Origin of the sequence: Massilia sp. CFBP 13721 (assembly GCF_014842025.1) — a bacterium.
Taxonomy (GTDB): domain Bacteria; phylum Pseudomonadota; class Gammaproteobacteria; order Burkholderiales; family Burkholderiaceae_D; genus Telluria.
Window position 1 is genome coordinate 16,439 of record NZ_JACYUY010000028.1, and the last position, 21,651, is coordinate 38,089.

The window sequence follows — 21,651 nt, forward strand, 5'->3', positions numbered from 1 at the left end:
CTATAACGCGTGGATATGTTTCCATGCGTACAATTCATATTAACAATTGGCCGATGTCCATACAACGCGCCTTGCATGAGCGTTGTATTTTCGTGTCAATGCAGCAATATTGTGTGCGGAGCAAGAGAAAAGGCAGTAAGCTCGATTGGTTGAGCTTCCGCAAAGTGTGAAATTCCGAGTGGAATTTCAGATGAGAATGCGATCAGCGTCGTGCTGCCGGCACATCGCTGACGCTGTTCGAAGTGCGTAGGGTGGACTCCCGAGTCCACGCGGTGCGGCGCTGGCATGACGCTTGCGCCTCTAGCCACTACTACTGCCAGAATACCGATCCGAGATTAGCCACCACGGTTGAGTTAACACAAGTCGAACGGTAAACGCGTGGACTCGGGAGTCCACCCTACATTACGCAACGGTCAACGGTTTTAAAAAAGCTACGGTTGCGTAGCCGCCGGCGCCACCACCCCCGACCTCGCCACCCAATCCACCAGCGCATCGACCACGGCCCGCCCGCGCCCTTCTCCGGCGCGTTCGTCGTTGACCATCGCCACCACCACGTTCTGCACGCCGTTCGCATCCGGCACATAGCCGGCCACGGCGACGACATTGCGCAGCGTCCCCGTTTTCAAACGCGCGCGGCCGGCCGCCGGGCTGCCGTTCAGGCGCCGGCGCATGGTGCCGTCCATGGCCGCGATCGGCATGCTCGCCAAAAATTCTGGCGCCCAGTTGCTGCGCAGGCCGGCGCGCAGCAAGGCGCCCATCTGCAGCGGGCTGATGCGTTCGATGCGCGACAGGCCGGAACCGTTTTCGATGACAAAACCGCTGTCGTCGATCGCATGCGCGCGCATCCAGCTGCGGATGGCGCCGTCGGCGCGGGCATAGGTGGTCTGGTCCGCCAGCGGCGGCAGCGGCCGGCTGCCCAGCAGCGGGTCCGCTTCCAGCGAACCCAGGCTCAGGAACAGGGTGCGCGCCAGCGCATTGTCCGAGGGTTTGTTGGTATCGCGCACGACTTCCGGCAGCGCCCGCGCGCGGTGTTCGGCCAGCAGGCGCGCATCCAATGGCGCCGTGCCGGTCAGCGTCTTGCCGGTGAATTTGCCGCCCAGTTGCTTCCAGGTCAGGCGGAACAGCCCGTCGATATAGTCGTCGCGCTCGAGCACGTTTATGCTGTTGGTCCTGGCGCAGTTTTTCGGATAGGTCCCTTGCAGCACGAGCTTGATGCCGTCTGCCGTGCGCACCGTTTGCGGCAGCTTCCAGCCGCTTTCCCAACTAGCGCAATCGGCGTCGACCAGGGTCATGTTCGAGGTCACGGTGACGCCGGCCAGCGCCGGCTGCATGTCCAGCCGCAGGCGTTTATCCGTCGAGCGCATGTCGAGCTGCAGCATGTTCTTGTTGACCAGCAGCGCGTCGGGAATGACGTTGTAGTAGGCTTCGGGCGACTCGTCGAACGGCGGCACGTTGACGTCCGTGCGCGCCGGCTGGAACAGGCTGCGGTCGAGCACCAGGTTGCCGGCGATCCGTTTGATGCCCGCAAGCTGCAGCGCGCGCAGCATGTTGACGAGCACCTCGCCGGACAGGTCGGCATCGGCCCCGCCGCGCAGCACCAGGTCGCCTTGCAGCACGCCTTGATTATCCAGTTCGCCGTTGGTCAGCAGCTCGGTGCGGCCCCGAAATACCGGACCCAGCTGTTCCAGGCTGACCAGGGTCGTCACCAGCTTCATGGTCGAGGCCGGCTGCATCGGGCGTTCGGCCAGGTGCGCCACGACGACCTGGTCGCCGCGCAGCACCAGCACGCTGAGGGCGTCCGGCGTCATGCCGTTCAGCGCCAGCAGCTGCGCCACCGGTTCCGGCAACTGGGCCTGCGCGCGTGCTTGGGACTGATGCTGCAAGCAGGCGAGCAGGGCGGCGGCGAGGGTCAGGTGACGAAGCATGCGCATCCTTTAGCCAAAGAAGAGGTAAGCGACGAAAATGGCGGCGATCACACCGGCCAGGTCGGCCAGCAAGCCATAGCCGATGGCGTAACGGGTCTTGCGGATGCCGACCGAGCCGAAGTAGAGGGCAACGATATAGAAGGTGGTGTCGGCCGCGCCCTGCAGGATCGAGGCCAGGCGCCCGACGAAGGAATCGACGCCATAGGTCGTCATCGCATCGATCATCATCGCGCGCGAGCCGCTGCCCGACAGCGGTTTCATCAGTGCGGTGGGCAGGGCGCCGACGAAATCGGTCGGCAGGCCCAGCTGGGTGAACACCCAGCTGAAGCCGCTGACGATCAGGCCGAGGATGCCGGAATTGCGCACCACGCTGATGGCGACCAGCATGCCGACCAGGTAGGGAATGATCTTCAGCGAGGTCTCGATGCCGCCCTTGGCGCCCTCGATAAAGGCTTCGAAGACATTGACGCCCTTGCGCAGCGCCGCGACCATGAAAGCGGCGATGATCGAAAACAGGATCAGGTTGGCGGCCACCACCGACACCAGCTCGATCTCCGATTTCGCCAGGTAATTGGTGAGATAAAACACGAGGGCGCCGATGATCGCCGTCAGGCCGCCGATCCAGCCGAACACGACCGGGTCGAGCAGGTTGATGCGCTGGCGCAGGCTGACGGCGACGATGCCGGTGAAGGTCGAGCAGAAGGTGGCGATCAGGGTCGGAATGAAGATATCGGCCGGGTTGGCGGCGCCGAGGATGGCGCGCTGGGCCATGATCGCCAGTGGAATCACGGTCAGGCCCGAGGTCTGGATCACCAGGAACATGATCTGGGCATCGCTCGCCTCGTCCTTGCGCGGATTGAGCGTTTGCAGGCTTTCCATCGCCTTCAGGCCGAACGGGGTGGCGGCATTGTCGAGCCCGAGGATATTCGCCGAAAAATTCATGACCATGTGGCCATTTGCCGGATGCTCGCGCGGCACCCCGGGGAAGATGCGCGAAAAGAAGGGGGCGATGATGCGCGCGAACAGGTTGATGGCGCCGGCCTTTTCGCCGATGTTCATGATGCCGAGCCACAAGGTCATCACGCCGGCCAAGGGCAGGGCGATGTCCATCACCGCCATCTTCGCCGAGCTGAAGGTGCCATCGATGACGCGTTTGAAAATTTCGCTGTCACCCAAAAACAGCCATTGGGCCAATGCTGCGACGAAGCCGACGAGGAAAAAACCAGTCCAGATGTAATTCAATGCCATGGGTCAGTCCGATAAGCGGGCGGGGTCATGCTTGACGCCGCAAAGTTCACGCCGCAGACGAAGTCACGGCAAATCGCACGATTGTGCAGCGGAGAGTATAGGCGCAGAGCAAGGTGCAAGGATGAAAGAATGCAGCCGCGCCATGCAGAAAAGTTATGAGCGCAGGGTGGGTTTGCTTGCGGCAGGCTGCGCGCCTATCATACGCAACGCTCAACCAGGACTTGCACCATGACACTTCGCGCCGCGTTTTTCAGTTTGCTGCTTGCTGCCGGCGCCGCCGGCGCCGCCCCGGCCGTGACTCCGCAAGGCGGCGACAAAGTGCTGCACATGTTCCTGTCCACCAGCGAAACCGGCCTCGACCCGGCCGCCGCCTCGGATATTGCCACCTTGTCCCTGCTGGAAAATCTGTTTGACCCGCTGCTGCGCTACGACTACCTGGCGCGCCCCGTCAAACTGCAGCCGAACACGGCCAGCGCGATGCCGACCATCAGCGCCGACGGCCGCACCTATACCTTCCGCATCCGTCCCGGCATCCATTTCACGCCCGACCCGGCTTTTAAAGGAATCAAGCGCGAGATGACGGCGCAGGATTACGTCTACAGCATCCGCCGCCTGTACGACCCGGCCATCAAATCGCCCTGGTCGTACATGTTCGACGGCAAGCTCGAGGGCGACGAAGCGCTCAAGAAGACATTCAGCCATGACACGGCGATCCCCGGCCTGCAGGCGCTCGACCGCTATACCCTGCGCATCCGCCTGAAGGAACCCGACAACAATTTCCTGTTTTATATGGCGACACCGGCTTCGAGCGTGGTGGCGCGCGAAGTGATCGAGGCCTACCCGGGCCAGGCGGGAAACCACCCGGTCGGCACCGGCCCCTTCATGATTGGCGAATGGAAGCGAAGCGACCGCATCGTGCTGCTGGCCAATCCGTATTCGACGGCCGTGTTCAGCGCCACGCCCGGGCCAGACCCGCAAGACCAGGCGATCGCCGCCGCCTTGCAGGGCAAACGCCTGCCGCGCGTCGACCGCGTCGAGGTAAAAATTGCCGAGGAATTCCAGGGCCGCTTGCTCGGCTTCTTGAACAGCGAATACGACTACCTCGAGCAAGTGCCCGAATCGATGACCGACATGGTGATCCGCGATGGCCAGCTGAAACCGGAGTTGACCAGACGCGGCATGCAGCTGTCGCGTTTCCCGGTGCTGCAGACGTATTACATGTGGATGAACATGAACGATCCGCTGCTGGGTGGCTACAGCAAGGACCGGATCGCCCTGCGCCGCGCGATTTCTCTGGCCTACAACAGTGCGGAAGACATCGCGTTGTTAAAGAAGGGCTTTGCGATCAAGGCCGAGTCGCCGCTGCCGCCGAACGTGCTCGGCTACGACCCGGCATACCGCAGCCCGGTGCCCTACGACCCGGCCCTGGCCAACGCTTTACTGGACCGCCACGGCTACGGCCGGCGCGACCACGAGGGATTCCGGCGCGCGCCCGATGGCAAGCCATTCACGCTCACCATGCACAGCGAAGCGACGGTCGGTGGCCGCCTGCGCGACGAGCTGTGGCGTAAATGCCTGAATTCGATCGGGCTGCGCGTGGTCTTCAAGTCGGACAAGAAGACGGAAATCATCAAGGCTTCGCGCCTGGGCAAGGTAACGATGTTCGAAAGTAACTGGATCGCCGACTTCCCCGACGGCGACAATTTTTACCAGTTGCTGTACGGCCCGAACGCTGGCCGCGCCAACTATGCCCGCTTTAATTTGCCCGCTTATAACGTCCGCTACGAAAGGGCGCGTGCGCTGACCGATGGCCCGGCGCGGCAACACCTGTATGTCGAGATGAACCAGCTGATCCATGCCTACAACCCCTGGGTGCCGTTGACCCATGCGGTGTCGGCCGATATCCGGCATCCGTGGCTAAAAAACTACAAGCGTCACCCGGTGGCGTTTACATCCTGGCGTTATCTGGATGTGGATGTTGCGCAAAGGGCACGCTTGTCCGGGCAGCCGCGTTAGAAAGCGTGAGATTTCCTCTTATAAATATTCCTCTTAGTTATACTTCTCGCCAGTTATTTCATTGGCTGGCGCCCTGATGGCGGGCGTAGTCTCGAAATGACCATAGGGCAATGCCATGCATTGCCTATAAAAACACACGCCGCCCAGTGTGAAGATCGACGGAAACCTTAGGAGAGACGCGTGAAGCTGAAGAAAATTGCCCATCTGATTGCCCTGATCGGGGCGGTGAGCCCGGCGGTTGCACAGGAATTGCAACAAAATACCCCGATGGCACGCGTCGAGATCACGGGTTCGAGCATCAAGCGGGTCGCCAAGGAAGGCGCGCTGCCGGTGCAGGTGATCAGTGCCGATGTCCTGCAAAAGCAGGGCATCACTTCCGCCGAACAATTGATGAGCATGATTTCGGCGAACGGTACCGGCGCCGACAACCCGACCTCGGGCAACAACGTGTTCGGCCCGGACGCCGACCGCGTCAGCGGCGGCGCATCCTTCGCCTCGTTCCGCGGCCTGGGACCGAACAGCACCCTGGTGCTGGTCAACGGCCGCCGCGCGCCGACCCACGGCAAGAGCGGCAAGGCGGTCGACCTGAACTCGATCCCGATGGCGGCCATCGCCCGCATCGAGATCCTGAAGGATGGCGCCTCGGCCATCTATGGCACCGATGCGATCGGTGGCGTGATGAACATCATCCTGAAAACCGATTACCAGGGCGCGGAAGCGTCGGCGTATACGAACGTCACCGAGGCCGGCGGCGGCAATATCCACCGCGGCTCGCTGATCGTCGGTACCGGCGACCTCGACAACGACGGTTTTAATGTGATGGGCACGGTGTCGTTTACCAAGAACGAAAAGCTGGAATCGCGCCAGCGCGCCTTCGCCAACGGTTTCCAGCCCGAGCGCGGCCTGTCGCCGGACACCACTGGCACTCCTTACGCCAACCAGCTGACCGGCGCCGGCACCGCGCTCGGCACCGGTTTCGTGCGTGACGGCACCACCTACCTGCAAGCCAATCCGCTGAGCTTCCAGGGCAAGTGCGATACGGTCGAAGGCATGTCGCAGTACCAGAGCGCACTGTGGAAGGACGTAACCTCGCCGCTGCGCTCGACCTATTCCTGCTCGTACGACTACGGCGGCGACTACGTGATGCAGTCGCCCTCGGAACAGGCGAACCTGCTGCTGCGCGGCACCTATAAGCTGGCGCCGGGCCATAAACTGTTCGCCGAGGCGATCGGTTCGCGCTCGCAGGTGATCTCGATCCTGACCCCGGCCCAGATCTCGACCACGCTTGCCGCCGGCAACGCCTATCCGGTCGGCGGTCCGTACTACCAGGACTTGACGCCCTTCATTCCGAGCTTCAACCGCAACCTGCCGATCATCTATAAATGGCGTGCCAACCCGCTCGGCAACCGCACGCAGGAAAACACGACCGAAAGCGGCCGCCTGCTGATCGGCATGGAAGGTACGCTGCGCAACTGGGACTACAAGGTCGGCCTGTCGAAAGCGCAAAGCACTTCGCACATGGAGCTGCTCGACGGCTACGCCTACACCCGCGATTTCTACAACGTGCTGGGCAGCGGCATCGTCAACCCATGGTCGCTCGACGGCAGCCAGACGCAAGCGGCCATGGATGCGATCGAACGCACCAAGTACCGCGGCGCCTTCCAGACCGGCAAGACGACCATGACCCAGCTCGACGGCACCGTGTCGGGCGAACTGTTCGATCTGCCGGCCGGCAAGCTGGCGATGGCAGCCGGCTTCGACTTGCGCCGCGAAAGCTACCTGTACACGCAGGATGTGGCGGCCGAACCGATCCTGCTGTCGCCGGGTAACGCCAACCTGCCCAAGGCCACGCGCGACGTAAAAGCGGTATTTGCCGAGTTCATCGTGCCGGTCACGACCGAGCTGGAACTGCAGCTGGCCGTGCGCCGCGACGATTACAGCGTGATCGGCGCCACCACCAATCCGAAAGTCGCCTTCCGCTACCAGCCGGCGAACTGGTTGCTGCTGCGCGGTTCGGCAAACAAGGGCTTCCTGGCGCCGAGCTTCACCCAACTGTATACCGGCGCACTGCCGCAGGAAATGTCGAGCGGCGTGATCGATACCGAAGGCTGCGCACGCCATCCGGGCGATGCCCGCTTCTGCGCGCCCGAGCGCTTCGACTACCTGTCGGGCGGCAACCAGAACCTGAAGCCGGAAACCTCGAAGCAGGGCACCTTCGGCATCGTGATCGAACCGTTCAAGGGCTTCTCGGCGTCGCTCGACTGGTGGGCGGTCAACATGAAGGACCGGATCCTGAACCGCACGCCGACCATCGTGCTGCAGAATCCGGTGGCACTAGCCGGCAACATCATCCGCAATCCGGACGACACCATCAACTACATCCAGGCCGGCTGGATCAATGCGGCTGGCGCCAAGACCCGCGGCATCGACCTCGGCCTGCGCGGCGACGGCAAGTTCGACGGCGGCTGGAAGTGGAACGCCACCCTCGACGGCACCTGGACCGACAGTTTTAAATTTGCCGAGATCGAAGGCCAGCCCTACAAGGAATACGTCGGCCTGTTCTTCACGCGCGACCTGTACCTGCGCTGGAAGCACAGCGCCACTTTCAGCGTGACGCGCGGCGACTGGAACGTCCTGGTGAGCAATAACTTCGCCTCGGGCTACAAGGACCAGGTGCCGAATGCCGGCAAAGGCACGCCGCCGCCTGGCTTCGATCCGGACGTGTCGAGCTACACGCGTTTTGGTCTGGCGACGACCTATAAAGGTTTCAAGAACACTTCGATCACCTTCGGTGTCCAGAACCTGTTCGACCGCGATCCGCCGTTCACCGCGCACAACGTCGACGACGTCGTCGGTGCCGGCTGGGATCCGCGGGTTGCCGATCCGCGCGGCCGCGCCTATACCCTGAACCTGACGTACAAATTCTTCTGATTGTCCGTCACGATCGCCCGTGCTCCAGGCTGCGCCTGGCACGGGTTTTTTATTGTTCACCCATGTCGATGTCGTCCAGGAGCGTCCCATGAATACCAGCCGGCGCGCCTTTGCGGCCTGGCTGGCGGCCGCCGCACTGCTTCCCTTGCCCGCCGGCGCCGCGCCGCGCCGGCGCCGCACGCCCTTACCCAGGATAAAACCCTTGATCAAACCTCCGCGCCTGCAGCCGGGCGATACCGTCGCCCTGATCGCGCCGGGCGGCTATGCCACCGAAAAATCGATCGCCAAGGCGCGCCGCAACATCGAGGCGCTGGGCTTGCGCGTGCGCGAAGGCGCGTCGCTGCGCGCGGTGTACGGCAATTACGCTGGCAGCGTGCCGCAGCGCTTGGCCGATCTGCATGCGATGTTCGGCGACCCGGAAATCAAGATGATCTGGCCGATCCGCGGCGGCTCCGGCTGCATTTCGCTGCTGGCGCACCTCGACTTTGCCCTGATCCGCGCCAACCCGAAAATCCTGTTGGGCTACTCCGACATTACCGCGCTGCACCTGGCGATCCACAAGCACGCCGGCCTGGTGACCTTCCACGGGCCGGTGGCCTCGTCGACCATGACCGATTACTCGGTCGAGCACATGATGGCGGTGCTATCCGATCCGCAGCCGCGCTACACGATCCCGATGGCGCTGGAAAACAGCCGGCGCGCGCTGGAAAAACCCCATTTCGCACTGCGCACCGTGCACGCCGGCACGGCCACCGGCGCGCTCATGGGCGGCAACCTGAGCCTGGTCGCTGCGCTGGCCGGCACGCCCTACGCGGCCGATCTCAAGGACAGCCTCCTGTTCCTGGAAGAAGTGAACGAGGCGCCGTACCGGATCGACCGCTGGCTGACCCAGCTCGATCTGGCGGCCGGCTTTTCAAAAGCCGCCGGGGTGATGGTCGGCATCTGCGAGGATTGCGGGCCGGAGCACGAAGACATTTCGCTGACCCTCGACCAGACCCTGGACATTCACCTGCAGCCGCTATCGGTGCCGGCCGTGAGCGGCTATTCGATCGGGCACATCCGCGACCAGTTCACGATTCCGATGGGGATCCGCGCCACGCTCGATACCGAACGGCAGACGGTGACGCTGCTGGAGCCGGCGGTCAGCTGAGGTCTTGTCCTTCAGGTGTCGTCGCCGACTGAAAAACTGTGCAGGAGCGGATAGACCATGTCGCAGGGCTTGCCCCTGCACAGCGCCGGCTTGAATTGCTCCAGCATCATCTGCGTCGTCAATGCACGCACGAAGGTGGCGGTGGGCGCGCCGAAGGCTGTCACGCTGAGCGGCTTGCCATCCTTGCCGACCAGCACGTATACGAGCAGCTTGCCCTTGACCAGGCCGAAGGTGTAGTTCATGCGCTGGATCGTGTCGAACAGGGGACCTTGGCCCTTGGCCGGAAACGGTGGCTCGTCGCCGGCTTCCAGCGCCGCATAGCCCGCGCGGACGACGTTTTTCTGGCCCGGCGTCAGCGCATCCCAGCGTGCATTCATGGGCAGCGAGGAAGTGGTGCCCTCTTTGGGAGCGGGACTCCACCGCACGCCGCCGGTGGTGTGGTAACTGCCTTTTTCGACCTCCGCCGCGGGCAGGCCGGCGACGCGGCCGTCCTGGAACAGCCCCTCGTACTTGTGGCCGGCGCCGGCGTAGACGATGACGCCCTGGCCGTCGAAGACGTCGTTCTTCCACTCGCCGCTGTAACTGCCGCCGGTGGCGAAGGTCGCTTCCCCCCGGCCGTGGCGCACGCCATGGACCCAGTCGCCGGTGTAACGCGAGCGGTCGAGCTTCAGGTGGGTGCCCTTACCATGCGGTTCGCCGGCGACGAACGCGCCTTCGTACCAGCCCCAGTCTTCGACCTGGAGGTAGCCCTGGCCCTCCGGCATGCCGTTCCTGGTCGTGCCCTCATACATAACCTTGCCGAATGTGAGTACGCCCTCGCCGCTGGCCGCGCCGCGCACCAGTGTCGCTTCGAGCGTCGTCTTGCCGAAGGGCTGGGTGGTCCAGGCGAGTACTCCTTTGCCGCTGGCGTAACCGTCGACACAGCCACCCGTCCAGCTCACTTCACCGACGGGGCGCGGTTCGAGCGGCGCGATGCGGCAATCGGTGGCGCCGAGCCAGGCCGTTTCCACAGCCATGGCAGGCACTGCCGATGCGGCGAGGAAAACAGCGAAAAGACGGGAGTGGATGTGCATGACGAGACCGGGTTAATAAGCAAAACAATGCTTGAATGCATGATTATGCTACCGTCCTGCGTTGCAAGTAAAGCAATGCCGGCGTCAGATCTTATGCGTCATGTACACGTAACCGAGCTGCTCGCCATCGATGCGGAACAAGTCGGGCATCTCGCCTGTGACGACGAAACCGCTGCGCTGGTACAGGCGGCGCGCAGGCAGGTTGCCGGCGATGACCTCCAGGTCGACCCAATCGATGCCGCCTTGCGTGCGCGCCCAGGCCAGCGCCGTCTCCAGCAGCCGGCCGCCCAGGCCCTGGCGCCGATGATCGCGGTGCACGCCCATGCCGAGCAGGCAGCGGTGGCGCGCCGCCCGTTCCGGCCGTGCGCGCAGGTCGACGTGGCCGCAGATCAGGCCTTGTTCATCGAGCGCGAACCAGGCGCGGCGCCAGCCCGGCTCGCCCACCGGCGCGGTCATGCCGGTCACGAAGCCGGCGCGTTTGTCGACCGGGAAGCCGGACTCGGCACGCGCCATCGGCTGGAACAGCAAGGTGCCGTCGCGGCCATTGTCGCGCAGGTGGTCGTCGAGGTAGACGAACAGGGCAGGGAGGTCCGCGCGTTGCACCGGATGGATGCCCGCCGCCGTCTCCATGCGCCGCTCGTCCATTACAGCGCCCGCGCGATCAAGAGCTTCTGGATGTCGCTGGTGCCTTCGTAGATCTGGCAGACGCGCACGTCCCGATAAATGCGTTCGATCGGGAAGTCGGCCACATAGCCGTAGCCGCCGAACACCTGCATCGCGTTCGAGACGACGCGCTCGGCCATCTCGGAAGCGAACAGCTTCGCCATCGCCGCTTCTTTCAGGCAGGGCAGCCCGGCGTCTTTCATCGAGGCCGCATGCAGGATCAGCTGGCGCGCCGCTTCGATCTGCATCGCCATTTCCGACAGGCGGAATTGCACCGACTGATGTTCGAAGATGGCCTTGCCGAAGCTCTCGCGTTCCTTGGCGTAGCTAAGGGCCGCTTCGAAAGCCGCGCGCGCCATGCCGACCGATTGCGAGGCGATGCCGATGCGGCCACCTTCCAGGCCGGACAGGGCAATTTTGTAGCCCATTCCCTCTTCGCCGATCAGGTTACGCGCCGGCACGCGGCAATTCTCGAACACGATCTGCGCCGTGTCCGAGGAATGCTGGCCCATTTTCTGTTCGAGGCCGGCGACAATGTAGCCGGGGGTGTCGACCGGCACCCAGAACGCGCTGATCCCTTTTTTACCGGCCGCCTTGTCCGTGACCGCCATCACGATGGCGACGTCGCCGTACTTGCCGCTGGTGATGAACTGCTTGGTGCCGTTGATGACGTAGTCGTCACCGTCACGCGTCGCCGTGGTGCGCAGCGCGGCGGCGTCGCTGCCGGTGTGCGGCTCGGTCAGCGCAAACGCGCCCAGCATCTCGCCTTGCGCCAGCGGGCGCAGGAAGCGTTCCTTCTGTTCGGCGTTCGCATACATCATGGCGATGCTGCATACCGGGCAGTTGTTGACCGAGATGATGGTCGAGATACCGCCGTCGCCGGCCGCGATTTCTTCCAGCACCAGCGCCAGCGACACGTAGTCGAGGCCGGCGCCGCCGTACGCTTCGGGCACGGCCACGCCAAAGGCGCCCAGCTGCGCCAGTTCCTTCAGTTCGGCTTTCGGAAAAGTGTGTTCCTTGTCCCAGCGCGCGGCTTGCGGCGCCAGGCGCTCCTGGGCAAAGCTGCGCAGGGCGTCGCGGATCATCTGGTGTTCTTCGGTCAGGATCATGGTGTCTCGTTTGTGGTCGTGGGAGCGGCTTACCAGGGAATCGGGTCGCCGTCGTGGTTCAGGAAAGTGCCGTTGGCATCCGGCTGCGCATTGGCCAGCGTCGCGCGCAGGTCGCGCACGCTGTGTTCGACGCTGATCGCCGCGCCCGGGCCGCCCATGTCGGTCTGGACCCAGCCGGGGTGGAAGGCGACGCAGGTGGCGCCTTGCGGGCCGAAGGTGAGAGCGGTATCGCGCAGCACCGAGTTCAGCGCTGCCTTGCTGGCGCGGTACAACGAACCGCCGCCGCCGGTGCGGCTGCCGATCGACCCCATGCGCGAGGACAGCACGCCGAGTTTGCCGCGGGTGGATGCGACCAGCGGCGCGACGATCGGCAGCAGGCGCATCGCCGCCAGTACGTTGGTGTGCATCACGTTGTCGAAATCGTCCTGGGTCGGAAAGCCGTCGTGGCGTGGGCCGTACAGGCCGGCCACCAGCCAGGCGGTGTCGATTTTTTCGTCGTCGAGTTTCCAGCCGAGGCCGGCGATGGCGTCGGCATTCGTGACGTCGAGTTCGTGCGGCTCGGCGCCCAGTTGGGCGAGTTCGGCCAGGTCTGGTTGCTTGCGCGCGGTGGCGATCACGCGCCAGCCCTCGAGGCGGTATTGGCGCACCAGTTCGTGGCCGATGCCGCGCGAGGCGCCGATGATTAAAGCGGTAGGCATGGTGTAGGTCCCGTCAGGTCAAATTCGCGGCCAAAATAATGGTGCGGTGTTTGGGGGTACGACCGCGTGGGCTCAAGAGCCCACCCTACAGTACGCCACGATCTCGATGTGATTCATGCGGCGGTGGTGCACCGTAGGGTGGGCACTCGTGCCCACGCGGTACAGCGTCTCCGTGGTCGAAACCGGAACGGAGACCTGTAAATTACACCATCTCAATCGCCATCGCGGTCGCCTCGCCACCACCAATGCACAGCGATGCCACGCCGCGCTTGCCGCCGGTCTTTTTCAACGCGCCGAGCAGGGTGACGATGATGCGCGCGCCCGAGGCGCCGATCGGGTGGCCCAGCGCGCAGGCGCCGCCGTGGATGTTGACCTTGTCGTGCGGGATGTCGAGGTCGCGCATGGCGGCCATCGGCACGGCAGCGAACGCTTCGTTGATCTCGAACAGGTCGACGTCGCCCGCCATCCAGCCAGTCTTCTTGAACAGCTTGTGCATCGCGCCGATCGGGGCGGTGGTGAACAGGTTCGGTTCCTGCGCGTGGGTGGCGTGGCCGATGACGCGCGCGATCGGCGTGAGACCGAGTTCCTTGGCCTTCGATTCGCGCATCATGACCAGGGCCGCGGCGCCATCGTTGATCGACGACGACGAAGCGGCCGTGACGGTGCCTTCCTTCTTGAATGCCGGCTTCAGCGACGGGATTTTGTCGATCTTCGCCTTCATTGGACCCTCATCCTTTTCGACCAGCAGTTCGCCGGTGCGGGTAGCGACCGACACCGGGGCGATTTCCCAGTCGAAGGAGCCGTCGTTATTCGCGGCCTGCGCGCGTTTCACGGAGGTGATCGCGAAATTGTCCTGGTCTGCGCGCGAGAACTGGTACGTCGCGACGCACTCTTCGGCAAAGGTGCCCATCGAGCGGCCCTCGCCGGTTTTCTCGTTGCGCGAGTAGGCATCTTCCAGGCCGTCGTACATCATGTGGTCGAACATCGGCGCATGGCCGATGCGGTAGCCGCCGCGCGCCTTCGGGATCAAATACGGGGCGTTGGTCATCGATTCCATGCCGCCGGCGACGACGATGTCGGCGCTGCCGGCCACCAGCTGGTCGTGGGCGAAGATGGCCGCCTGCATGGCCGAGCCGCACATTTTCGACAGGGTGACGGCGCCGGTCGACAGCGGCAGGCCGGCTTTGATGAGCGCCTGGCGTGCCGGCGCCTGGCCTTGTCCGGCCATCAGGCAGTTACCGAAATAGACGTGTTCCACGGATTGTGGATCGACGCCGGCGCGCTCGACCGCGGCCTGGATTGCCACCGCACCGAGGTCGCTCGCCGTTTTCGAGGAAAAATCGCCCTGGAAGGCGCCCATCGGGGTACGGGCGGCGCCGACGATAACGACTGGATCATTCATTGTTGGTTCTCCAAAAGGGATGGCGCTCTTTCGATGGCGCCGGGGGTGGTGATCGGGTGCTGAAAACGGATGTGCTGCGGATAAGGATAAATGTCGACCAGCTCGCCCGCCAGGATGCGGTCCTTGTGTGCCTGCCACCAGGTGCGCGTCAACAGGTCGGCGTGGTACTGCAGAAAATGGTGGCGGATCTTGGCATTTCCAAGAAGGAAACGGCCGAATTGTTCGGGAAAGACGTCGTGCTTGCCGATCGGGTACCAGGGCTCGGCCGCCATCTCGTCTTCCTCGTTGCGCGCCGCCGGAATATCGCGGAACACGCAATCGGTCAGATATTCGATCTCGTCATAGTCATAAAACACGACCCGGCCCTGGCGCGTCACGCCGAAATTTTTGTACAGCATATCGCCCGGAAAAATATTCGCGGCGACCAGGTCGCGGATCGCATTCCCGTATTCGCGCACGCCATGCTCGAGGCGCGCCACGTCGCCGGCTTGTTCGGCCGCGGCCAGGTACATATTCAGCGGCACCATGCGGCGCTCGATATACAGGTGCTTGACGATGATGCGCTCGCCTTCGAGCTCGACCAGCGAAGGTGTGTGCCGCTGCAGTTCGGCCAGCAGTTCTTCACTGAAGCGCGCCAGCGGAAAGGCGACATCCGAATATTCGAGCGTATCGGCCATGCGCCCGACCCGGTCGTGGTGTTTGACCAGCAGGTATTTTTGCTTGACCAGGGCGCGCGTCGTCTCTTTCGGCGGCGGATAGAAATCCTTGATTACCTTGAAGACGTAAGGGAAAGAGGGCAGTTCGAAGACCAGCATCACCAGGCCGCGAATGCCGGGTGCGCTCTGAAAACGGTCCGAGCTGTGCTTCAAATGCTGCAGGTAATCGCGGTAAAACAGGGTTTTGCCCTGTTTTTGCAGGCCCAGCAGCGTATAGATCTCGCTTTTCGGTTTGCGCGGCAGCAGCGCGCGCAGGAATTGCACGTAGGCCGACGGCACTTCCATGTCGACCAAAAAATAAGCACGCGTAAACGAGAACAGGAGCGCGATCTGTTCCGGGTCGGTCAGCACCGTGTCGAGCACCAGCGCGCCGCGCCCGTCGTGCAGTACTGGAATCACGAACGGATAGTCGCGCGCGCCATTCAGCGCACGGCCGACGATATACGCGCCTTTATTCCGGAAGAACAGATTGGATAGTACCTGGAATTGCTGGTTCGGCTCGGCCTCGTGCAAGCCGAACGCTTCGGTCATGCGCGCTTCGACCAGGGCGACGTCGCGCTCGAGCGCGGCGAAAGGGCAGGCCAGCTGGAAATTGGTGACGATGCGTTGCAAGGCAAAGCGCAAGCCGTCGGCGGCCGGGTAATACACGCGGTAGGTCGGCAGCAGTTCGTCGGTCTCGATGTACTCGGTCGAAATCACCGGACGGACGAACAGGAAATCGTTGTGGTAATAGCTGCGGTGCAGGATGTGGCAGCTGACCGAATTGAAAAAGGTTTCGGCCAGTTCCGGTTGCTTGTGGCCGGACAGCAGGCCGATGTAATGTAGCTTGATTTCGCGCCAGACGTGGTCGGCCAGGTCCTCGGGTGCGTACTCGTCCTCCAGGGCGCGCACGGCTTCCTGCACGCGCTGGTCATAGTAATCGATGCGCTCGCGCGCGGCGCGCTGGGCGACTTCCCAGTTGGCCGTTTCGAAATGGCGTTTCGCGGCCTGGCTGGCGCTGCGGAACAGGCGGTAATGCTTGTCGAACCCGTCGAGGATACTGCGCGCGATGTCGAATGCGATCTGGGAAGACAGCAGTTTGGGGAACGCTTGTGTCATCGTTCGTCTCGCGCCAGGGTCTGGTGATCGGCTATTTTTCGCTGTGTGTGCAGCAGGACGCAGGGTGGGCGGGGGTTTTGGTCCGGGGGACCAAAACCGCCCACGCGATGATCGTTATCGGCTCTGATACCGAGCCGGATGATCTCGCTGCCAACTATCACCGCGTGGGCGGAGGATCCGCCCACCCTACATCCCTTCGGCAAATTTCCCGATTGCTTTTACATCGTCTCGTTAAACAACTCACGCCCGATCAGCATGCGGCGGATTTCGCTGGTGCCAGCGCCGATTTCGTAGAGCTTCGCATCGCGCCAGAGACGACCGACCGGATACTCGTTGATATAGCCATTCCCGCCCAGCGTCTGGATCGCCTCGCCGGCCATCCAGGTGGCCTTTTCGGCGCTGTACAAAATGGCGCTGGCGGCGTCCTTGCGCAGGGCGCGCACCTGTTCGGGCGAGGTCGCGCGGTCGCAAGCCTGGCCGACCGCGTACACGTAGGCGCGGCACGCCATCATGGTCGAATACATGTCCGCCACCTTGCCCTGCATGAGCTGGAATTCACCGATCGCCTGGCCGAACTGCTTGCGCTCATGAATATAGGGAACCACCGAATCCATGCAGGCCGCCATGATGCCGAGCGGGCCGCCCGACAACACGGTGCGCTCGAAATCGAGGCCCGACATCAGTACGTTGACGCCCTTGCCGACGCCGCCCAGCACGTTCTCCACAGGCACTTCGCAATCCTGGAATACCAGTTCGCCGGTGTGCGAGCCGCGCATGCCGAGTTTATCCAGCTTCTGCGCGATCGAAAAACCTTGATAGCCCTTTTCGATCAGGAATGCAGTCATGCCGCGCGGACCCGCCTCCAGATCGGTTTTCGCATACACGACCAGGGTGTCGGCGTCGGGACCATTGGTGATCCACATCTTGGTGCCGTTCAACACATAGCGGTCGCCGCGCAATTCCGCTTTCAGTTTCATGCTGACCACGTCGGAGCCGGCGTTCGGCTCGGACATGGCCAGTGCGCCGACGTGTTCGCCCGAGATCAGCTTCGGCAGGTATTTTTGTTTTTGTTCTTCGGTGCCGTTGCGCTTGATCTGGTTCACGCACAGGTTCGAGTGGGCGCCATACGACAGGCCGACCGAGGCCGAGGCGCGCGAGATTTCTTCCATGGCGACGATGTGCGCCAGGTAGCCCATGTTGGCGCCGCCGTATTCCTCGCTGACGGTGATGCCGAGCAGGCCCAGTTCGCCCATCTTCTTCCAGAGGTCCATCGGGAACTGGTCGGTGCGGTCGATTTCCGCCGCACGTGGGGCGATTTCGGCGGCCGCGAACTGTTGGACTGCTTCGCGCAGCGCGGCGATGTCTTCGCCATGGTCAAAGGTCAAGCCTGGAAGATGCAGCATGTCGTCCTCTCGGTGAGCGGGGAATGGTAAATGGCAGTTCGCATGATACTCGCGTGTGACGTTAACGTAAACGTCAAGCAGCGAGTAAAGCAAGCCCCCTCGGCTTGCCGTGGAATCAGGCGGCTTCGCTGGCGCCGGTCGGCGTGGCGCTGTCGGCCAGCAGGCGCCGGCATTCTTCCTCATGCGCGGAAATTTCTTCCAGTGCCATCTCGATGTCGGCGCGTTGCTGCTCGAGCGTTTCGCGCTGGTGCGCCAGGATGCCGAGAAAGCGGTCGATCTGGGCAACGGTATCTTTCGGCGACTCGTACATGTCGACGATGCTCTTGATTTCCGACAGCGTCAGGCCGAGGCGCTTGCCGCGCAGCGTCAACTTTAAACGGGTACGGTCGCGCGGCGTGTAGACGCGGTTGCGTCCGCCCACGCCTTCGCGGCTGGGGCTTAATAACCCCTGGTCTTCATAGAAGCGGATCGCGCGTGCGGTGATGTCGAATTCGCGCGCCAGTTCGGCGATGGTGTAGGTCGTGGGCATTTCCGTAGAGTACTTCGTGCGGCTGAAAGTGGCAAAACGTGGAATCGCTTAAAATTCCTGTCTGGTGTTTCCGTTTACGTCAACGTCAACACATTGTAGCGCGCCCGCATTGCATAACCACGAAAGATTGTCGAACATGAATCCGCTCGAAGCCCAGTTGCGTTATCCGTTTGGCGACGAATTGCCTGCCCCCGGCAGCGTGCGCGCCGTGGCGCCTGGTCTCGGCTGGCTGCGCATGGGGCTGCCGTTCGCGCTCGACCACATCAACCTGTGGCTGTTGGACGACGAACGGGAAGGGCGCAGCGGCTACACCGTCATCGATTGCGGCGTGGCGAATGAGCTCACCCGCGCCAACTGGGAACACGTGTTCGAAGGCCCGATGGGGGGCGCGCCCGTGCTGCGCGTACTGGCAACCCATTGCCACCCGGATCACGTCGGCCTGTCCGGCTGGCTGTGCACGCGTTTTGAAGCACCGTTCTGGCTGACGGCCGGCGAATTCGGTTTCGCCCGCATGATGGCGGCCGCCTTGCCGGGCGTCGATGGCCCCTCGGCGATTCCCCACTTCGAGCGCCATGGCCTGTGCGACCCCGCCATGCTCGAACAGATGCGCAGCCGCCGTAATTACTATCCGTCGCTGGTGCCGAGCGTGCCGGACGCGTATACACGCCTGCAAGATGGCCAGACTGTCGCTATCGGCAACGTGCGTTGGCGCGTGATCACCGGTTTTGGCCATTCGCCGGAACACGCCTCGCTGTATTCGCAAGAATTGAACGTCCTGATCTCGGGCGACATGGTCTTGCCGCGCATTTCGACCAACGTCTCCGTGTTCGCCGTCGAACCGGAAGGCAACCCGCTGCAGCAATACCTCGACTCGCTCGATAAATTTGCGGACTTGCCGGCGGATGTGCTGGTGCTGCCCTCGCACGGTAAACCCTTTCATGGCTTGCACACGCGCATCGAGCAGTTGCGCGCACACCATGTGGCGCGCTTGGCCGAGGTGCAGGAAGCCTGCCGGAAGCCGGTCAGCGCCATGGACATCGTGCCGCTCATGTTCCGCCGTCCACTCGATGCCCACCAGCTCAGTTTTGCCCTGGGCGAGGCACTCGCGCACCTGCACAAACTTTGGAATGATGGTATGTTAAAGCGGGTAACCGGCGCCGATGGCGTGATTCGGTTCCACCTGACCTGAACGATTCTTCGCCGGATCCGCCTGGGGCGTCCTGTCCCACGCGCATCCTGTGCAACGGCCCTCGGCCGGAGGCGCATGTCGCGCACGCGACACAACTATTATTTCCGTACGGACACAAATAGGATACATTCATGCATCTTGGAAATTTTATGGCATGATGCGCCTTTGCGCGCAATTGCTATTCAATTTCCACTTCTTTGTTAAGTCTTCGATTTAATAAATGTTACAAATGGTATTTACAGCCCATTGACTGACATTTGTGGTCGAGCATGAAATAGTGCCATCATGAATTCCACGAACGAACGGGAGAGCTTTAGTGAGCGTCTCCAGCAAGCGCTGAAAAACGCACATTATTCACCGGACAGCCCGACACGATTGGCGCGCGAATTTAACATTCGCTTCGAAGGTCGTCCGATCACGGTGCATGCGGCCCGCAAATGGCTGGTGGGCGAAGCCATTCCGACCCAGGAAAAGCTGCGCATGATTGCCCAGTGGCTGGGCGTGCCTGCCGACTGGCTGCGCTTTGGCGGCGCCGAGGCGCCCGGCGCGCAAGCCGAGGGCAGTGCCAGCGCGCGTTTCGAATCGGCCGACGTCAAGCTGATCGCCGACCTGCAGCGCCTCGACGAGCATCACCGCCAGCTGGCACGCGAGTTCATCCGTATGCTGGTACGCCTGAACCACCCGGTTCCGCAAAAGTAAGCCCGCGCCTTCGTCACGACTGCGTTTCCTCTTACAAATTTTCTTCCTGGTCGTGCAGTACAAATTGCCAGCGTTGGCGCATAATCGACTTCCCACAGCCGAGGATCGTGCGCCAATGAAAAGCAATTACATGAACACTGCCCAGCTGAAAGAACTCATGACCGCGCCGCCGATGACGGCCGCGCGCCATGCCGAGGTGATGCGCAAGCGCATTGCCCAGCGCCGCATGCTGGAAGAAGCACGGGAATTGAAAAAAGCGGGCGACAGCGACCACTACAAACGCTGACGAGCGCGCGCTGCGTTAGTTGGCGGATGAGTCCGGCGCAGAGCGCATGCCGGACCAGCGCGGCGCCGCGGCATTCTCGACGCCCATTAAATCGAGCACCCGGTCGAGCGTATGGTCGACCATCTCGTCGATACTGGCCGGGCGATGATAAAAGCTCGGCAGCGGTGGGAAGATGATCCCGCCCATTTCCGTCACCGCCGTCATGTTGCGCAGGTGCGCCAGGTTCAGCGGCGTTTCGCGCACCATCAAGACCAGCCGGCGCCGTTCCTTGAGGATGACATCGGCCGCGCGTGCCACCAGGTTGTCGGCCAGGCCGTGGGCCACCGCCGCCAGGGTTTTCATCGAACAGGGCGCAATCACCATGCCGTCGGTCTGGAACGACCCACTGGCAATCGAAGCGCCGATTTCCCGATTCTTATGGACGACGTCAGCCAATGCCTCGACGTCGCGCCGCTGCATGCCGACTTCCTGATGCAGGGTCAAGGAGGCGGCGTCGGAGACCACCAGATGGGTCTCGACGCCGGGTACTGCTTGCAGGCGCGCGAGCAGGCGCACGCCATAGACCGCGCCGGTCGCGCCGGTGATGCCGACGACGATCCGACGAGGCCGTGGATCAGGCATTTTTCGGGAACAGCGCCTGCAGTTCGCCCGACGCGTACATCTCGTTCATGATGTCGGTGCCACCGATGAATTCGCCGTTCACGTACAGCTGTGGAACGGTTGGCCAGTTCGAATAGTCCTTGATGCCCTGGCGCACTTCCGGATCTTCCAGCACATTGACGGTGGCGATGTTATCGACGCCGCAGGCTTTCAGGATCTGGATGGCGCGGCCGGAAAAGCCGCATTGCGGAAATTGGGCGGTGCCCTTCATGAACAGCACGACCGGGGTCGTGGTCACGGTGTCTTTGATCCAGGTTTGAACGTCGCTCATGTGCTTGCCTTCGGTGAGAAATGGGGAGATGGCGTCATTCTATAAGAAATCGACCGCGACGGTGCATTGCCGCCTGCGGTATGATCGGCTGGTTTCACTTGTGCCAACAATCCAGGAATTCCATGCAACAAGCTCCCAAAGCCGCGCCGTCCGCCGCGTTCAACCTCGTATTGACTGTCGTGCTCGGCTTTGTCGGCATCTTCGACATCGTCAGCGGCATCCGCGGCGGCGGCACCGGTGTGATCATTACCGGCCTGGCGCTGACGATCTACGCAGCCGTGCTGCTGCGCGACGCTTTGTATATCAAGAAGACTGGCCAGCCGGGCATGAGCCGCGCGCGCATGAACAAGATCGGGCTGGCTTGCCTGGCGCTGTATGTGTTCGGCATCCTGGTGAAACGCGTGCCGGAGATGGCGCAGTTTTTTGGATGATTGTTGTTAAGCCATCGTTGACAGATGCGTAGGGTGGACACTTGTGCCCACGCGGTCACCGTGTGACGGGCAGCGGCTCCGCTGGGCCGCTGGTCCACGATCATCATGCATTTTAGGGCGGCGCGCAGCGTTGCGGTATGCATCGGCACGACGC

General features: G+C 62.8%; 19 protein-coding genes. 7 read left to right on the top strand and 12 right to left on the bottom strand.

Translation table 11 applies throughout. The annotated features are described in order from the left end of the window. Positions 1-431 precede the first annotated feature (431 nt). Positions 432-1,925: a D-alanyl-D-alanine carboxypeptidase/D-alanyl-D-alanine endopeptidase gene (dacB, locus tag IFT60_RS21705; RefSeq protein WP_192055618.1), complete on the bottom strand. Its 1,494-nt coding sequence runs from the start codon at positions 1,923-1,925 to the stop codon at positions 432-434. 9 nt (positions 1,926-1,934) lie between these two features. Then, a complete protein-coding gene (locus tag IFT60_RS21710; protein ID WP_192055620.1) occupies positions 1,935-3,173 on the bottom strand; it encodes a spore maturation protein in 1,239 nt (412 codons plus the stop codon). A 228-nt stretch (positions 3,174-3,401) separates the two neighbouring features. Here IFT60_RS21710 and IFT60_RS21715 point away from each other — a divergent pair, with 228 nt between their 5' ends. The 3 genes from IFT60_RS21715 to IFT60_RS21725 all read left to right on the top strand — a co-directional run bounded on the left by IFT60_RS21715 (position 3,402) and on the right by IFT60_RS21725 (position 9,270). Next, positions 3,402-5,189 (top strand): ABC transporter substrate-binding protein, encoded by a 1,788-nt coding sequence (locus tag IFT60_RS21715; protein ID WP_192055622.1) that lies wholly within the window; start codon positions 3,402-3,404, stop codon positions 5,187-5,189. 180 nt (positions 5,190-5,369) lie between these two features. Beyond that, positions 5,370-8,120: a TonB-dependent receptor gene (locus tag IFT60_RS21720; protein WP_192055624.1), complete on the top strand. Its 2,751-nt coding sequence runs from the start codon at positions 5,370-5,372 to the stop codon at positions 8,118-8,120. Positions 8,121-8,208: 88 nt separating this feature from the next. Continuing rightward, entirely contained in the window at positions 8,209-9,270 is a 1,062-nt protein-coding gene (locus IFT60_RS21725; protein ID WP_192055626.1) for a S66 peptidase family protein, read from the top strand. Between the two features lie 11 nt (positions 9,271-9,281). Here IFT60_RS21725 and IFT60_RS21730 read toward each other — a convergent pair whose 3' ends face one another. The 8 genes from IFT60_RS21730 to IFT60_RS21765 all read right to left on the bottom strand — a co-directional run bounded on the left by IFT60_RS21730 (position 9,282) and on the right by IFT60_RS21765 (position 17,961). After that, positions 9,282-10,286 carry an MORN repeat-containing protein gene (locus IFT60_RS21730; protein ID WP_192055628.1) on the bottom strand — a complete coding sequence of 335 codons (1,005 nt, stop codon included), beginning with the start codon at positions 10,284-10,286 and terminating at the stop codon, positions 9,282-9,284. A 141-nt stretch (positions 10,287-10,427) separates the two neighbouring features. Continuing rightward, positions 10,428-10,988, bottom strand: coding sequence for a GNAT family N-acetyltransferase (locus IFT60_RS21735; RefSeq protein ID WP_229511076.1), 561 nt, complete (start codon positions 10,986-10,988; stop codon positions 10,428-10,430). Further along, positions 10,988-12,115 (bottom strand): acyl-CoA dehydrogenase family protein, encoded by a 1,128-nt coding sequence (locus tag IFT60_RS21740; protein ID WP_192055631.1) that lies wholly within the window; start codon positions 12,113-12,115, stop codon positions 10,988-10,990. Before IFT60_RS21740 ends, IFT60_RS21735 begins: the two co-directional genes overlap by 1 nt. A 29-nt stretch (positions 12,116-12,144) precedes the next feature. Then, complete coding sequence (locus IFT60_RS21745; RefSeq protein WP_192055633.1) at positions 12,145-12,813, bottom strand: SDR family oxidoreductase; 669 nt, start codon at positions 12,811-12,813, stop codon at positions 12,145-12,147. A 202-nt stretch (positions 12,814-13,015) separates the two neighbouring features. Further along, positions 13,016-14,215 (bottom strand): acetyl-CoA C-acyltransferase, encoded by a 1,200-nt coding sequence (locus IFT60_RS21750; RefSeq protein ID WP_192055635.1) that lies wholly within the window; start codon positions 14,213-14,215, stop codon positions 13,016-13,018. Continuing rightward, on the bottom strand, positions 14,212-16,029 hold the full coding sequence (gene aceK, locus IFT60_RS21755; protein WP_192055637.1) for a bifunctional isocitrate dehydrogenase kinase/phosphatase: 1,818 nt from the start codon (positions 16,027-16,029) through the stop codon (positions 14,212-14,214). Before aceK ends, IFT60_RS21750 begins: the two co-directional genes overlap by 4 nt. A gap of 218 nt (positions 16,030-16,247) precedes the next feature. Beyond that, positions 16,248-17,432, bottom strand: a complete 1,185-nt coding sequence (locus IFT60_RS21760) for an isovaleryl-CoA dehydrogenase (protein WP_192055640.1) — start codon at positions 17,430-17,432, stop codon at positions 16,248-16,250. A gap of 115 nt (positions 17,433-17,547) precedes the next feature. Next, positions 17,548-17,961 (bottom strand): MerR family transcriptional regulator, encoded by a 414-nt coding sequence (locus tag IFT60_RS21765; RefSeq protein WP_192055642.1) that lies wholly within the window; start codon positions 17,959-17,961, stop codon positions 17,548-17,550. 136 nt (positions 17,962-18,097) lie between these two features. Here IFT60_RS21765 and IFT60_RS21770 point away from each other — a divergent pair, with 136 nt between their 5' ends. The 3 genes from IFT60_RS21770 (at position 18,098) to IFT60_RS21780 (ending at position 20,135) form a co-directional block, all read left to right on the top strand. Then, positions 18,098-19,150 carry an MBL fold metallo-hydrolase gene (locus tag IFT60_RS21770; protein ID WP_192055644.1) on the top strand — a complete coding sequence of 351 codons (1,053 nt, stop codon included), beginning with the start codon at positions 18,098-18,100 and terminating at the stop codon, positions 19,148-19,150. 375 nt (positions 19,151-19,525) lie between these two features. After that, positions 19,526-19,849 (top strand): hypothetical protein, encoded by a 324-nt coding sequence (locus IFT60_RS21775; RefSeq protein WP_229511077.1) that lies wholly within the window; start codon positions 19,526-19,528, stop codon positions 19,847-19,849. Positions 19,850-19,979: 130 nt separating this feature from the next. Next, entirely contained in the window at positions 19,980-20,135 is a 156-nt protein-coding gene (locus IFT60_RS21780; protein ID WP_192088052.1) for a hypothetical protein, read from the top strand. Positions 20,136-20,150: 15 nt separating this feature from the next. Here IFT60_RS21780 and IFT60_RS21785 read toward each other — a convergent pair whose 3' ends face one another. Together IFT60_RS21785 and grxD are read right to left on the bottom strand one after the other, a co-directional pair. Next, the gene (locus IFT60_RS21785) at positions 20,151-20,756 is read right to left on the bottom strand and encodes a UbiX family flavin prenyltransferase (protein ID WP_192055651.1); all 606 of its coding nucleotides are present in this window, start codon (positions 20,754-20,756) and stop codon (positions 20,151-20,153) included. After that, positions 20,749-21,066: a Grx4 family monothiol glutaredoxin gene (gene grxD / locus IFT60_RS21790; protein ID WP_192055653.1), complete on the bottom strand. Its 318-nt coding sequence runs from the start codon at positions 21,064-21,066 to the stop codon at positions 20,749-20,751. The genes IFT60_RS21785 and grxD overlap by 8 nt, the downstream gene beginning before the upstream one ends. Positions 21,067-21,188: 122 nt before the next feature. Here grxD and IFT60_RS21795 point away from each other — a divergent pair, with 122 nt between their 5' ends. Next, positions 21,189-21,497, top strand: coding sequence for a hypothetical protein (locus tag IFT60_RS21795; protein ID WP_192055654.1), 309 nt, complete (start codon positions 21,189-21,191; stop codon positions 21,495-21,497). Positions 21,498-21,651 lie beyond the last annotated feature (154 nt).